The 14592-nt window shown below is 39.0% G+C and carries 13 protein-coding genes and 1 riboswitch; of the genes, 11 read left to right on the top strand and 2 right to left on the bottom strand.

Annotation, left to right across the window (positions count from 1 at the left end):
- Positions 1-47: 47 nt before the first annotated feature.
- The 6 genes from sufB to J2X07_RS09385 all read left to right on the top strand — a co-directional run bounded on the left by sufB (position 48) and on the right by J2X07_RS09385 (position 7967).
- Positions 48-1445 (top strand): Fe-S cluster assembly protein SufB, encoded by a 1398-nt coding sequence (sufB, locus tag J2X07_RS09410; protein WP_310258294.1) that lies wholly within the window; start codon positions 48-50, stop codon positions 1443-1445.
- A gap of 736 nt (positions 1446-2181) precedes the next feature.
- A complete protein-coding gene (locus J2X07_RS09405; RefSeq protein WP_310258292.1) occupies positions 2182-3168 on the top strand; it encodes an aldo/keto reductase in 987 nt (328 codons plus the stop codon).
- 315 nt (positions 3169-3483) lie between these two features.
- Positions 3484-4938 carry a phospholipase D-like domain-containing protein gene (locus J2X07_RS09400; RefSeq protein WP_310258290.1) on the top strand — a complete coding sequence of 485 codons (1455 nt, stop codon included), beginning with the start codon at positions 3484-3486 and terminating at the stop codon, positions 4936-4938.
- Positions 4939-5216: 278 nt separating this feature from the next.
- Positions 5217-5331, top strand: a riboswitch (SAM riboswitch).
- 84 nt (positions 5332-5415) lie between these two features.
- Positions 5416-6231, top strand: coding sequence for an alpha/beta hydrolase (locus J2X07_RS09395; protein WP_310258288.1), 816 nt, complete (start codon positions 5416-5418; stop codon positions 6229-6231).
- A gap of 121 nt (positions 6232-6352) precedes the next feature.
- Positions 6353-7099 carry an oxygen-insensitive NADPH nitroreductase gene (gene nfsA, locus J2X07_RS09390; protein WP_310258286.1) on the top strand — a complete coding sequence of 249 codons (747 nt, stop codon included), beginning with the start codon at positions 6353-6355 and terminating at the stop codon, positions 7097-7099.
- A gap of 25 nt (positions 7100-7124) precedes the next feature.
- A complete protein-coding gene (locus J2X07_RS09385; RefSeq protein WP_310258284.1) occupies positions 7125-7967 on the top strand; it encodes a DUF72 domain-containing protein in 843 nt (280 codons plus the stop codon).
- Between the two features lie 586 nt (positions 7968-8553).
- Here J2X07_RS09385 and J2X07_RS09380 read toward each other — a convergent pair.
- On the bottom strand, positions 8554-8856 hold the full coding sequence (locus J2X07_RS09380) for a YunC family protein (protein WP_310258283.1): 303 nt from the start codon (positions 8854-8856) through the stop codon (positions 8554-8556).
- A 346-nt stretch (positions 8857-9202) separates the two neighbouring features.
- On the opposite strand from J2X07_RS09380, the gene J2X07_RS09375 reads away from it, so the two are divergent.
- The 5 genes from J2X07_RS09375 (at position 9203) to J2X07_RS09355 (ending at position 13220) form a co-directional block, all read left to right on the top strand.
- Positions 9203-9997 carry a thymidylate synthase gene (locus tag J2X07_RS09375; protein ID WP_310258282.1) on the top strand — a complete coding sequence of 265 codons (795 nt, stop codon included), beginning with the start codon at positions 9203-9205 and terminating at the stop codon, positions 9995-9997.
- Positions 9994-10476: a dihydrofolate reductase gene (locus J2X07_RS09370; RefSeq protein WP_310258281.1), complete on the top strand. Its 483-nt coding sequence runs from the start codon at positions 9994-9996 to the stop codon at positions 10474-10476. Before J2X07_RS09375 ends, J2X07_RS09370 begins: the two co-directional genes overlap by 4 nt.
- 57 nt (positions 10477-10533) lie before the next feature.
- A complete protein-coding gene (gene yunB / locus J2X07_RS09365) occupies positions 10534-11385 on the top strand; it encodes a sporulation protein YunB (protein WP_310258279.1) in 852 nt (283 codons plus the stop codon).
- Positions 11386-11608: 223 nt separating this feature from the next.
- Positions 11609-13114 (top strand): sodium-dependent transporter, encoded by a 1506-nt coding sequence (locus J2X07_RS09360; protein ID WP_310258277.1) that lies wholly within the window; start codon positions 11609-11611, stop codon positions 13112-13114.
- A gap of 1 nt (position 13115) precedes the next feature.
- A complete protein-coding gene (locus J2X07_RS09355; protein ID WP_310258275.1) occupies positions 13116-13220 on the top strand; it encodes a methionine/alanine import family NSS transporter small subunit in 105 nt (34 codons plus the stop codon).
- Positions 13221-13469: 249 nt separating this feature from the next.
- On the opposite strand, the gene J2X07_RS09350 is transcribed toward J2X07_RS09355, so the two are convergent.
- On the bottom strand, positions 13470-14471 hold the full coding sequence (locus J2X07_RS09350) for a M23 family metallopeptidase (RefSeq protein ID WP_310258273.1): 1002 nt from the start codon (positions 14469-14471) through the stop codon (positions 13470-13472).
- Between the last annotated feature and the right edge of the window lie 121 nt (positions 14472-14592).

Below are 14592 nucleotides of genomic sequence, written 5' to 3'. Positions count from 1 at the left end.
TTTTATAAAAGAATAGAAGCACCAATCCTGTAAGGAGGGATTCTGCAATGGCTAAGAAAATGCCGGATATCGGCGAATATAAATATGGGTTTAGAGATAAAGACGTGTCCATTTTCAGATCCAAACGCGGTTTAACGAAAGAAATCGTTGAAGAAATTTCCCGCATGAAAAACGAGCCTCAATGGATGCTGGATTTCCGTTTGAAGTCATTAGAGATGTTCTACAAAATGCCAATGCCTCAATGGGGCGGAGATATGAAGGACTTAAACTTTGATGATATTACGTATTATGTAAAGCCATCTGAAAAATCCGAAAAATCTTGGGATGAAGTACCTGCTGAAATCAAAGCTACATTTGATAAGCTTGGTATTCCTGAAGCGGAACAAAAGTACCTTGCAGGTGTATCTGCACAGTATGAATCAGAGGTTGTTTACCATAACATGAAGGAAGACCTTTCAGATCTAGGGATTCTTTTCACAGATACAGATACTGCTCTAAAAGAACACGAAGAAATCTTCAGAGAGTATTTTGGAACAATCATTCCGCCTTCAGATAACAAATTCGCTGCACTTAACTCTGCAGTATGGTCTGGTGGATCGTTCATCTATGTTCCTAAAGGCATTAAATGTGATACTCCGCTTCAAGCTTATTTCCGAATCAACTCTGAAAACATGGGTCAATTCGAGCGTACCCTTATTATCGCGGATGAAGACAGCTCTGTACACTACGTAGAAGGTTGTACAGCACCGGTTTATTCTACAAACTCACTTCATAGTGCAGTAGTAGAAATCATCGTTAAGAAAAACGCTTATGCGCGTTATACTACGATCCAAAACTGGGCAAACAACATTTATAACCTTGTTACAAAGCGTGCAGTTGCAGAAGAAAATGCAACAATGGAATGGGTAGATGGCAACATCGGATCTCGTTTAACGATGAAGTATCCGGCAGTTATCATGAAAGGCCGCGGAGCGAAAGGTACGATCCTTTCAATCGCGATCGCTGGTAAAGGACAGCACCAAGATGCTGGAGCAAAAGTATTGCACCTTGCACCTGATTGTTCTTCTACAATTGTTTCGAAGTCCATTTCGAAGCATGGCGGGAAAGTAACCTACCGTGGTATTGCTCACTTCGGACGCAAATCTGATGGATCAAAGTCCAACGTTAAGTGTGATACGCTTATCATGGATAACCAGTCTACTTCAGATACGATTCCGTACAATGAGATTTTAAACAACAACATTACGCTTGAGCACGAAGCAACGGTTTCAAAAGTTTCTGAAGACCAGTTGTTCTACCTCATGAGCCGTGGTGTTTCTGAACAAGAAGCAACGGAAATGATCGTAATGGGCTTCATCGAGCCATTTACGAAAGAACTTCCAATGGAATATGCAGTAGAAATGAACCGTCTGATCAAGTTCGAGATGGAAGGTTCAATCGGATAAATTCCAAAAGACCTTGGTACTTACCTTGTACCGAGGTCTTTTTTTGTATTAAAGCTTTATTCGTATTCACAGCTTGTCTCACTTTTTCATATGATATAGAGATACCATATGAAAAGAAACGTATTGGTATCACTTAGTGAGGTGACGTTTATTATGAGTTCCAGATGTAACTGCAAATCTAGAAAATGTAAATGTGAATGTGAATCTTCTTCATTTAGTAGATGTAGAAAGTGCAGAAAGAGAAATTGCAGATGCCGAGATTTTTGGAGTAATCTATTGTTTTGGTAGGAATAGCCCCGTTTAGCGGGGTTATTTTTATGTGCTTCTTATCCTAAACGGTGTCGAAACCTTCGTTTTAACCTAAGTTGAAATAAGAGGCTAGAACTTATAGTTCAACTCATCATTGAAAATTGATTGGAGTGCCCCAAGGAAAGCGAGCAAACTGTAGCTGAAATCAATCAGCAACAAAGTTTGCAAAACATGTTTTCCTTTTTATTCTGCTAGGGAGGGTATTAGAATTGGTCCTGCTGGACAGTACTAAAAAAACAATTCGACGATTATTAAAAATAAGCAGTGTATAATCTTTGACAACTAATCTTTTTAAAACTATTATTGTGTGTACAAGCAAACGTTAGGGATATGTACAATTTATCCATATACAAAATATTTAGATAACCAAGAGATCTTATACGAACATTAAATTTGGAGAGTTGAATGAAGGAAGGAGAAGATAGCTATGGAAAAAAGAAAACTGGGATCAACAGGACTAGAGATATCTGCTATTGGGCTAGGTTGTATGGGAATGTCTGACTTCTATGCGGGGCGAGATGATGAAGAATCAATTAGAACGATTCAACATGCACTTGACCTTGGAGTAAATTTTCTGGATACAGCAGATATGTATGGAGTCGGCAAAAATGAAGAATTGATTGGGCAAGCCATTAGAGGCCGTCGGGAAAACGTAATCGTAGCTACAAAATTTGGGAATGTCCGTGCAGAAGACGGCGCCTTTTTGGGTGTTAATGGCCGTCCTGAATATGTAAAAAGTGCCTGTGATGCAAGTCTTCGCCGATTAGGTGTTGAATATATTGATTTGTATTACCAGCACCGTGTAGACCCTAATACACCAATTGAGGAAACAATCGGTGCAATGGCTGACCTAATAAAAGAAGGGAAAATCCGCTACATTGGTATGTCGGAGGCCGGACCAGAGACAATTCGCGCAGCCCATAAGATCCACCCAATTACCGCTCTCCAGACAGAATACTCACTCTGGAGCCGTGATGTTGAGGATGAAATTCTTCCAACTGTTAGAGAGCTTGGAATTGGATTTGTTCCTTACAGTCCTCTTGGAAGAGGTTTTTTAACCGGACAAATTCGAAAATTTGAGGATCTAGCTGAAGACGATTATCGGAGGTTTTCTCCGCGTTTCCAGGGAGAGAACTTTGAACGAAACATTGAATTAGTTAAAAAAATAAAGGAAATCGCACAGGAAAAAGGGTATCAGGCATCACAACTGGCGTTGGCATGGCTGCTTGAACAGGGAGAAGATATTGTGCCGATTCCAGGAACAAAGAAACGAAAATATTTAGAGGAAAATGTAAAAGCTGTAGAGATAAAACTTACAAAAGAGGACCTTGCCAGAATAAATGAAGCTGCGCCGATTGGAGCAGCAGCAGGTCTGCGTTATCCTGAAGCATCAATGAAGGGATTAAATTTATAATATCCAGTAAGGTCCAGCCATTTTAATGGTATTTGGACCTTTTTTTATTTTTAATACAAATAGAAAGAAACGAGCTACCATAGAAGAAAATGCAGAATAACTAAATGTCGTAGAATTAAATTAATTTGAAATACTTAATATTAAAATCTGTATTACATTCACTGATAGTAGGATGAAGAAATTTTAGGTATCCATATTATGGAAAAATACAATTTTACAATAATAATACTTAATGATTACATTAGCCCCATAGATTGTTTCATACATATATCGTTATGATATTTATGTTACATATTCTTGAAAGGCGGTAAATTAATGTCTAATCATTTCTTCAAAAAAATTTCTATGCTCGTTTTCACTTTAGCTTTAGCGTTCAATCTTGCTCCTGATTCTCAACAAAAGGCAAACGCAGCTGGTACTGATTCTGAATTGGTGTCATTTGGACCAGGTCAAACCGTAAATCTTGTAGACGCGCTGGATTCGGAAATTGATAACGCAACTACTACAATTGATGGAGCATTTTATGAAATCCGCTATCAGCCATTCGTTGATGCACTTATCCGAGCCAAAAATCGCGGTGTAACCATCCGGATCGTTACGGATTCAGATTACATAACCAACAGTTTTACACAACAGCTTATAGATGCCGGCATCTCTGTAAAAGGGGATAACCGATCAGCTTTAATGCATAACAAGTATGCGATCATTGACGGAAAAGAAGTTTGGATGGGATCGACAAACGCAACAGATACTTGTAACGCTAATAACTTTAATAATACGATTCTATGGAACTCATCTTCTCTTGCATCCATTTATAAAACAGATTTTGAAGAAATGTTTGTAAACAATCAATTTACAAAAACAGCTTCTCCATCTACAATCAGTGAGCAAAAAGTGACAGTTACCACTTCCACGGCTAGCATACCTGTTGAAGTCTATTTTGCTCCAGAAGACAATCCGATAACTGCAATCATCGATGTTATTAATAACGCAAAATATAACGTGTATTTCGATTATTTTTCATTTACAGATGACAACGTACGTACGGCTTTAATCAATGCAAAAAACCGTGGAGTAAATGTTGAGGGGATTTTTGACCAAAGCCAATACGGCAGTAACGGACCTTATGGAGAATTTGCCTATCTAGCAAAAGAGGGAATTCCTGTAAGTATTGCCGATAATCCGTATAACGGAAAATTGCACGACAAAGTTCTTATTGCAGATAAAGGATATACAAGTGCTGCGGTAGTTACAGGCTCGTTTAACGCAAGTGCAAATGCAAATGATTCAAACAGTGAGAATTTAATGGTCGTTCATGATAAAGCGACAGCTGACAAATACTATAATGAGTTTTTGAGAATAAGAGGTTCCTATGGACGCGGAAGTGTATCCATTGATAAGAGCACTGTAGCAGCTGGGAGCAATCAAACGGTTAACGTAACTTTGAAGGCACCTTCAACATACCCAATACAAAAAGTAGATATTATGGCTCCTCCTAAATGGCCAGATCCTACAGCGGCTACGGTAACTGCTGTAAAGAGTGATGGGACGAATGTTTCAAGTCAATTAAAATTTTCAGGAAATTATGTATATATTGATACAGCTAACTTGTTAGGAAATCAAAGTATTACGTTTACTTTCTCAAACTGGACTGCACCAACCATAGCTGGAGATTACACTTGGTATACCCAAACAGTTGCCAGCTCTGCAGCCGATCTTTATGATTATTTGCCTGTAAACTATCAGGCGGCATCTCTAATTGTTCAATAAAATATTCAAAAATTATTCTGTAAGCTGGATAGCCGAATTGCTATCCGGCTTTATTTTCTTGCGCGCGTAAAAGAATTTAGAAAGTCTATCTAGTCAAACTATTCGATAAAATTCTGCAGCAAAGTTTAGCTTCTAGGAAACAATCAATCAACACAAATCTCAAACGAGCAAAATAAAAATATTCAGGATACAAATTTTATTTTAATTCATACAATTATAAATCCGAGTTGACATATAGGATTAATTGACTTATTATTTACAATAATATAAAAAAGTAACTCTTATTAAGAGCAGGCAGAGGGAATTAGCCCAATGAAGCCCGGCAACCATCAATATAAATACGTTTATATTGAAACGGTGCTAAATCTAACAGCAAAAGCTGAGAGATGAGAGAATATACGGAATATGAAAGATTAGCCGTGTTCTCTTATGAACATGGCTTTTTTGTTGAAAAAAAGGAGAAAGGAGTTTTGGTCCATGCAAAAGCAAGATTGTATAAGTTGGAGAGGAAAGGATCTAGCACTTACGATCCATTACCCTTCATCGAATAGAGAGGATCGTTTATTCCCTTTACTCATTATTTGCCATGGGTTTACAAGTACACGAATTGGTGTCGATCGGTTATTCGTTAAAGCCGCTCAAGAATTTGAAAGCCTTGGTTTTGCAGTCATTCGATTTGATTATGCAGGTTGCGGTGAAAGTGAGGGGATTTATGGAGAGAACGAATTTGCAGATTTTATTGATCAGACAAAGTCTGTTATTTCATATGGCAGCCGATTGAGTGCTATTGACCCCAACCTAATTACATTAATTGGCCATAGTTTAGGCGGAGCCGTGGCAGCCTGTACCGCAGCTGAAGATAAACGCATCAAGAATGCTGTTTTATGGTCTGCAGTTGGAAATCCATACGAGGACATCACTGGAATCGTCGGCTATGACAAACACCTTTTTCATAGGAATTTAGTTATTGATCACTTAGGATACGCTATTACCGGAGCGTTCATTTCATCTTTAAGAAGTTTTTCACCAATGACGATCTGGAACCAATATAAAGGAAACGTACTTTTTGTCCATGGAACAACGGACGACACCATCTCACCGGACTATTGCACGCTTTATTATAAGCATGCTAAACAACGTCATTTTGGAGTAAGTGACATGATGTTAATTGATGGAGCAAATCATACATTTTCTTCGATTCCACACTTCGAAGTGCTCATTTCAACGACCTCTCAATGGCTTTTAAAGCAAGTATCTAAAGAGAGTCATCATCAGCTGAAAAAAAGTATGTAGAAGATTCTTAAGCCTAATAATAGGGAATAGTAAAAGCGAATCTGAGTTTCTTCAGTTCGCTTTTTTACTTAGGAAAAGGATATAATGCAATCAATCTATTTTACATAAAGGAGCTGCTAACATGAATGAAGTAATCCAAACCATTTTAGCTCATAAATCCATCCGGAAATTTAAATCAGAACCATTAAGTGAGGAGACAGTGACGACACTTGTAGAATGCGCTCAGGCAGCCTCTACGTCGAGCTATCAGCAAGTTTATACAATTATAGGGGTAGAAGACAAAGAGAAAAAAAGAAAGCTTGCAGAGCTCGCTGGGAATCAATCATATGTAGCTGATAACGGTTATTTTTTTGTTTTTTGCTTAGATTATAATCGTCATCTGCTTGCTTCTGAAATGAAGGAGACGAATGTTAGCGAGACAATCGAATCGACAGAAGGATTTATCGTTGGAACAGTCGATGTAGCACTTGCTGCTCAAAACCTTGCCATCGCCGCTGAATCTCTAGGTTTGGGTATTGTTTATATTGGGGGGATACGAAATAATTTAAAAGAAGTGTCCGAACTTATGGACTGCCCTGATTACGTACTGCCGCTTTTTGGGATGGCTGTCGGCTACCCAGATGCTGAACCGGGAAAAAAACCGCGGATGCCTATTGAAGGTGTGTTTCATAAAAATAGGTACCAGAAAAAAGAAGATTCGTTAAACTATTTAAAGCAATATGACGAAGAGTCTGCTGAATATTACACGAAACGTACTGGCGGCAAGCGCGTTGAAGGCTGGGTAAGCCAGATGGCGGCTAACATGGCCGTACCGACGCGAACTTATATGAAGGATTTTGTACATTCTAAAGGTTTGAATAAAAGATAAGAGAGGACAGGCGGGTGAGGAGCAGATGATAAAAATTGGGGTAACAGGCTGGGGAGATCATGATTCGCTTTATCCGGATGGCACACCTGCAAAAGACAAACTGGCGGTTTATAGCGGTCACTTTCCAGTCGTAGAAGTCGATTCGTCCTTTTATGCAGTACAACCTTTGAAAAACTATGAAAAATGGGTTTCAGCTACACCAAAAGATTTTTCTTTTGTTGTAAAAGCTTATCAAGGGATAACTGGACATTCTCGTGGAAAGATTCCTTTTGATTCTGTAAAACAAATGTTTGAAGCATTCATTCAATCCATCCAGCCGGTTATCGAAGCAGGAAAACTAGAGATGGTTCTTTTTCAATATCCGCCATGGTTTGACTGTAAGAAGGAAAATGTGCAAATACTTCGCTTTACGAAAGAAATGATGGGTGATATTCCCGCGGCACTTGAATTCCGGAATCAGTCATGGTTTACGGATGATATGACAGAGAAAACACTGCAGTTTATTGATGAGTCAGGCTGGTTTCATACCGTATGTGATGAACCCCAAGCAGGAAGAAGATCGATTCCGATCGTTATGCACACATCTGAAGAAAAGACACTCATCCGCATGCATGGCCGCAACATTTATGGCTGGGAAAATAGAGGACAGCCGAATTGGAGAGAGGTCCGTTATTTATATCGATATAACCAAGCAGAATTATTGGAATGGAAGGAAAAAATCCAGCAGCTGGCTTCAGAGACGAAGGAATTAACCATCTTATTCAACAACAATTCAGGTGGAGACGCTGCAGATAACGCAAAGCAGATGATCGAGATGCTGAATATACAATATGATTTTCTAGCACCAAGACAATTAGATTTATTCTAAAGGCTTAATTATAAAAGAGTTTTGTTTCGGAGGCATTTTTGTAAATTGATTTCAATGGCAAGTTGATTGGAGTGCAAGGTGCGAGACTCCTGCGGGACAGGCGGGCAGGTGAGACACTTATAAGTGAAACGTCCGAATGTGGCTCACCGCCTGCCCCGCGGAAAGCGAGAAACCTGTAACGGAAATCAACTACTTTCAATAACAAAGCTTACGAAAACGGCCATTTTAAAAGAACACTTCTTCCTAATATTACAAATTAATTTCAAAAGTCTTTATCCGATTTAATTTTTCTGATGACTTGATATACTGATAAAGTGAACAGGATGAGAAAGTGGGGATACATTTGGATTTAAAAAAGTTAGTTCAAATGATGTACTACTTGCAGATTGCCTTTATTGTCAGCGGTCTTTATTTGCTATTTGTCTACATAGTAACGAATAACTCAAAGAGGATCCAAATACTCACTCTTGTTTTATGTATTAACTTCATCTCCTTAAAAGTTACACGAGACCGATTTAAAGCATAAGAAAACTGCGCAGCATTTTGCGCAGTTTATTTTTTACAAATGATCGGCATCCGCCATTCATTAAAGCATCTTTAAAAGTGCTTTTCTCCCTTGCATACCAACCTCTATACCTCTTGCTTGCGCTTCGTACGTTATGGATTCAAGCGGTGCATCAAGAAGCTGTTCAATCGTACGTACTCCAACAGCACGTCCTGCAATAATTTTACGGTCAGCTAACTTTTCATTTAATAAAGCAACATCTAAAGCTCCACACATAATGTATCCATTTTCATTAAAAACTGCCATGAAATTAGTTTTTGGTAAACGAAGGGTGACAGCGGTAAACGGATGTCCTTCAATTAAGATCGGGTTCATCTCTAACATGCTTCCACTCCTTTCTCCTTACTATTTTTATGTGTGAAATAGAAAAAAGTGTTAGGTATTGGCGTTATTTTTGTGACGAAATCAGAAGCAAAAACAAGGTATAATATTGGATTTGTCTGTGATAGGATTAAAAGAAAGGCATATTTCTAAAAGATTGTTACTGCAGAGAGAGTTAGCAAAAGTTTCAATTGAACAGTTAATTGGAGCGGAAAGGCGAGACCCCTGCAGGATGGGTGGGCTCACCGCACACTCTGCGGAAAGCGAATCGTGCAGTGGAAATTAACCTCTTTCAAAAGCAGCAAGGTTTGCAAAAACAATCTAAAGAGAGACCAGGGGGCGAAATCATATGAAACAATACTTGGATTTTCTTCAAGATATTTTACATAACGGAACGAAAAAAGAAGATCGGACAGGCACTGGAACGGTATCTGTTTTTGGCCGGCAAATGAGGTTCGACTTGGAAGAAGGTTTCCCGCTTGTAACAACAAAAAAGCTGCACTTAAAATCAATCATTCATGAACTGCTTTGGTTTTTAAAAGGGGACACGAATATTGCTTATTTAAAAGAAAATAACGTAAGAATTTGGGACGAGTGGGCTGACGAAAACGGTAACTTGGGTCCAGTTTATGGACAACAATGGCGTTCCTGGTCTAATCCTGAAGGGGAAACGATCGACCAGATCACAAACGTAATCCATGATATAAAAACAAATCCTGATTCAAGAAGACTGATCGTTTCAGCATGGAATCCAGCTGATGTCCCAAAAATGGCATTGCCGCCCTGTCATCTTTTATTTCAGTTTTATGTAGCGGATGGCAAGTTATCGTGTCAGCTGTATCAAAGGTCAGCTGATAGCTTCCTCGGGGTTCCGTTCAATATCGCATCTTATGCGTTATTAACAATGATGATCGCACAAGTCACTGGGCTGAAACCAGGTGATTTTGTTCATACGGTTGGTGATGCACATATTTATAACAACCATATAGAGCAAGTAGAACTGCAGTTATCACGCGAACCGAAACCTTTGCCTAAAATGAAGCTGAATCCTAATGTAACAGACATTTTTGATTTTACTTTTGAAGATTTTGAACTCGTAGATTATGACGCCCATCCTCATATAAAAGGGGCTGTGAGTGTATGATATCCTTCGTTTTTGCAATGGACGAAAATCGTGCAATCGGAAAAGACAATGACCTGCCTTGGTATTTGCCGAATGACTTGAAATATTTTAAAAAAGTAACAATGGGCAAACCGATCGTCATGGGGCGCAAGACGTATGAATCGATTGGAAAACCGCTTCCGGGACGCGAGAATATTGTGTTAACACGAGATAAGCACTATCACGCAGATGGCATCACCGTTGTTCATTCTGTGAATGAGGTTTTGCAAATGGATGCTGAAGAAATTTGTGTAATTGGTGGAGCAGAATTGTTCAAATTGTTTTTACCGTTTGCTGGGCGTTTATATATTACGGAAATCCACGAAACGTTTGAAGCGGATACATTTTTGCCACAGATTGATGATAGCGAATGGAAAGAGGTTTCCCGTGAATCAGGAACAGTCGATGAGAAAAACAAATACGCACACGATTTTGTGGTATTAGAAAAAATTAAGTCATAAAAGTTTGAATGAGCCCCCCTCTTGTCTGCATATATGTAGATAAAGGGGGGTTACCTTTTGCTGAAAAGACGGAAAATGAAACTCCGAAAAGGCCCGCTTCCATTTCGGTTTGTTATATTGATCTCATTTACGCTTTTTGTATTTATTACGCTCCAAGGCCTATGGCTTGTAGATAAAGGGATAGAACCGACACTAATGAGTATTGCACAAAAGAAAACAGAGGAAGTCGCCGCTTTAGCGATCAGTGAAGCGATAAATAATGAAATCATTAAATCCTCTGAGATGGATAATATTTTAGAATATAAAACAGATACTGATGGGAATGTCGTGTTTGCAGGTGTAAACCAAAGAATCGTAAACAATGTTGCGAATCGGTCACAGACGGTTGTTCAAAAATACTTAAAAGAAATTGAAAAAGGAAAGATTAAAAATCCTGAAGAAATCGGATTAGAAAATGATGATCACGATTCAGGTGTCATACAAAAAATTCCTTTAGGGCAAGCAACGAAAAACTCATTATTAGCAAATTTAGGCCCAAAAGTTCCGATTAAGTTTATGGTAATTGGTGAAGTGAATACCGATATTAAAGAAAAAATCGAGAACTCTGGTATTAATAACACATGGATAAACATCGATGTTATTGTAACGGTTAAAACGCAAGTGGTCATTCCCTTTGCAACGGAAACGACTGTCGTGACAAGGCCGATCAAAATTATGGCGCAGTTCATTAAAGGCGAAGTGCCTATTTACTACAACCAATCGGGAGACCCGATTCAGCCTGCACTCCCCATTGATCCAGACATAAAAGATAAAAAAGAAACAGAGAAAAAGAATAAGGATTCAGGCAAAAAAGAAGTGAAGAAAGAAGCTAGTGCAGACCACGAATCATCCGAACCAACGGATGAATAAATATACAAAGAATAAAAACCAAATATTCTTGAATTTTCAAGTGTCTGGCAGTATAGCAGGCACTTTTTCTTATGATTAAAAACCGTATTTCAACATTATCCGACAATATAACCAAATTTTCTTTGACGAGTTTCGTTATTTTGTAATACAATAAAAACGGAATAATCAGAAAAAAATAATTATTGAAAAAGTTCAAACAACTAGAATAAGGGGGGAAACATCTATGGAAGATCGGCAACAATGGGGAAGCCGTTATGGATTTATATTAGCGGCGGTAGGTTCTGCAATCGGTTTGGGCAACATCTGGAGATTCCCAGCTGTCGCTTATGAAAACGGAGGCGGAGCATTTTTTATTCCTTACCTTATAGCTTTATTAACAGCAGGAATTCCTTTATTGATTCTGGAATTCACAATTGGTCATAAGTATCGGGGATCAGCTCCTTTATCTTATTTCCGGCTACACAAAAATGCAGAATGGCTCGGCTGGTGGCAAGTGTTTGTAGCCTTTGTCATTTCTACCTATTATGCCGTAATCATCGCTTGGGCACTCAAATACTCCATTTATGGTTTGAACTTAACATGGGGGGACAAGCCTTCTGACTTCTTTTATGGCGAAGTTTTAAAGTTAAGCGCAAAACCTGGAGATGTAGGCGGCTTAGTTCATGGAGTTGTTATTGCTCTTTTATTAGTTTGGGTTGTGACATTATCAGTACTTTATAAAGGCGTATCAAAGGGAATTGAGAAGTTTAACAAAATTTTTATCCCTGCGCTTGTCGTTATGTTTTTAGTGATCGTTCTTCGTGCTTTGACACTGGATGGAGCAGCGGACGGTTTGAATACGTTCTTTAAACCGAACTGGGATGCAATAGGGGATGGAAAGGTTTGGGTAGCAGCATATGGCCAGATTTTCTTCTCGCTGTCGATCGCCTTTGCAATCATGGTTACCTATTCAAGCTATCTGCCAAAGAAATCTGACATTAACAACAATGCATTCATTACAGGCTTTGCAAACTCAGGATTCGAATTGCTAGCAGGAATCGGAGTATTTGCAGCATTAGGATTCATGGCTGCTCAACAAGGTGTTCCAGTAGATAAAGTAGTTAAGGGTGGGATTGGGCTGGCTTTTGAGGTCTTCCCAGCTATTATTAATGAATTCCCAGGATTTAATGGATTCTTCGGAACTTTATTCTTCTTAACACTTGTATTTGCAGGGATGACGTCACTTATTTCAATTGTTGAAACGTATGTGGCTGCATTACAAGACAAGTTTGGAATTTCTCGTACAAAGGCTGTTCTGTTTGGCGGAGGAGTTGCTTCTGTTATCTCCTTACTGTTTGCAACAGAAGGCGGGTTGTATATTTTAGATATTACGGATTACTTCATTAATAATTTTGGAATTACACTTGCAGGACTTGTAGAAGTTGTATTAGTAGCATGGGTATTTAAACAGCTGAGAGGCTTACAAAACCATGCAAATGCGATTTCCGATCTAAGAACAGGTCTATGGTGGAAAGCGTGTCTTGGTATTGTGACACCACTCCTGCTTGGTTATATGATGTTTGATGCGATTAAGCAAAACATTGCCAAAAATTACGGTGATTATCCGACGGAATTGATTATTACTTATGGATTAGCTGTAGCGGTTGGTGTGATTATACTCGGATTTGCCCTTAGTTTTGTTAAAGGGAAGAAAAATCATTTAGAAACAGCTAAAAAGGAGGCCAGCTGATATGTCAGCCAGTGCAATTACAATGATGGTTATCGGAATGGTTATTCTTTGGGGCGGTTTGCTCGCAAGTATTGCCAACGTCGTAGTCGTTTCTAGAAAAAAATAAAGTTTGAAAGCTGGCTCAGCAAAAAACGAGCCAGCTTTTTTATGTTTTTTAACGATTTTACGGCGCATGCGGAAAATAAGCGCGCCATAAGGAAAATAAGCGCGCCATACGAGAAATATGCGCGTCATACGAAAAAATACGCGTTATACGAAAAATAAGCTCGCCATACGAAAAAATATGAGCGCTATACGAAAATTAAGCGCGCCAAATCAAAAACAAGCAGCCAATCCAGCTGCTTGCTTCCTTCATTTATCTTTTTCTTGCACTTATTCTGTCTTGGCGTTCCCAAGCTTTTAAATAAGGGTAAGGATCGAATGCCCATTCGGTAATCCCATTGTCCCGATACATGCCAAAATGAAGGTGAGGCGGGAATTTCCCTGATGTGCCAGGAGGACCATATCCTGAACTTCCTACATATCCGAGGACCATACCTGGTTCAACGATCGATCCTTTTTCAATGCTCTTATTAAAACTGCTCAGATGAGCGTAATAATGATAAACGTTATTAATATCGCGTACTCCAATTCGCCATCCGCCGAAACGGTTCCAGCCCTTTATTTCCACAATACCAAAGGATACTGCTTTTACAGGGACACCATAATCAGCAAAAATGTCAGTACCTTCATGAATGCGCAGTCCGCCATATCCGCGGCGGTCACCCCATGTGTTTCGATAGCTGTAATTCGATCGAAGCGGGACAACAAAACTGTGTTTATCAAGTGAAACGGTTCCATATGTTTTGTAAATTTTCGCATTTTCCATAATGATGTCTACCGCTTTATCTCTTTGGTAATAGCTCCACAACCCAATTCGAAAATTCTCGATATCGTGTCCATGTTTTTGGACAATATCAGCAAAAGTAAACAGCATGTCTTCATCATTATTACGATCAGCGATGCCGTCATTATTTCCATCTTTACCGATGCCCCCAAACATTGATATTCTTTCCGGATTCGTATCATCCATCTTTGGGTTTAGGGGACCCGACCATTGGATCGGAGAAAAATATATACCGACTAAGCCTTTTCTGGCTGGTAGATCTCTGCGCGCTTTTCTGACACTTCTTTCGTATTGGTCAACGCCGGCAAAGTAATACCAGGGAATAAGGGTTACAGACTCCATTTTTTTATAAAGGCTTAGCCTTCCAACGTCTTCTTTTGTATATCGCTCGGCTGCCTCAGTATTTCTTTCAGGAAAAGAGGTAATAAGAAAGGCGGCCAGAGTGAGGAACAGGATTGAAAATTTCCTCATACGTTCCAATCCACTCCTTTCTATCATTTATCTTTAGTTTGTTAAACTTTACAGAAAACATGAAGGAAAAATGTTGGAAAAAAACTCTGTTTGGAGTTTTAGCGGCGGTATGGTAGAGTAT

Origin of the sequence: Fictibacillus barbaricus, from assembly GCF_031457135.1 — a bacterium.
Taxonomy (GTDB): Bacteria; Bacillota; Bacilli; order Bacillales; family Fictibacillaceae; genus Fictibacillus; species Fictibacillus barbaricus_A.
The sequence above is the reverse complement of the archived record's forward strand: the minus strand, read 5'-3'. Positions and strand labels throughout refer to the sequence as shown.

Coding starts and splice junctions, on each gene's coding strand:
- J2X07_RS09385 (WP_310258284.1), top strand. CDS start 7,125: ATGATAAAAATTGGGGTAACAGGCTGGGGAGATCATGATTCGCTTTAT.
- J2X07_RS09405 (WP_310258292.1), top strand. CDS start 2,182: ATGGAAAAAAGAAAACTGGGATCAACAGGACTAGAGATATCTGCTATT.
- J2X07_RS09395 (WP_310258288.1), top strand. CDS start 5,416: ATGCAAAAGCAAGATTGTATAAGTTGGAGAGGAAAGGATCTAGCACTT.
- sufB (WP_310258294.1), top strand. CDS start 48: ATGGCTAAGAAAATGCCGGATATCGGCGAATATAAATATGGGTTTAGA.
- J2X07_RS09380 (WP_310258283.1), bottom strand. CDS start 8,856: ATGTTAGAGATGAACCCGATCTTAATTGAAGGACATCCGTTTACCGCT.
- J2X07_RS09400 (WP_310258290.1), top strand. CDS start 3,484: ATGTCTAATCATTTCTTCAAAAAAATTTCTATGCTCGTTTTCACTTTA.
- J2X07_RS09350 (WP_310258273.1), bottom strand. CDS start 14,471: ATGAGGAAATTTTCAATCCTGTTCCTCACTCTGGCCGCCTTTCTTATT.
- J2X07_RS09370 (WP_310258281.1), top strand. CDS start 9,994: ATGATATCCTTCGTTTTTGCAATGGACGAAAATCGTGCAATCGGAAAA.
- nfsA (WP_310258286.1), top strand. CDS start 6,353: ATGAATGAAGTAATCCAAACCATTTTAGCTCATAAATCCATCCGGAAA.
- J2X07_RS09360 (WP_310258277.1), top strand. CDS start 11,609: ATGGAAGATCGGCAACAATGGGGAAGCCGTTATGGATTTATATTAGCG.
- J2X07_RS09375 (WP_310258282.1), top strand. CDS start 9,203: ATGAAACAATACTTGGATTTTCTTCAAGATATTTTACATAACGGAACG.
- J2X07_RS09355 (WP_310258275.1), top strand. CDS start 13,116: ATGTCAGCCAGTGCAATTACAATGATGGTTATCGGAATGGTTATTCTT.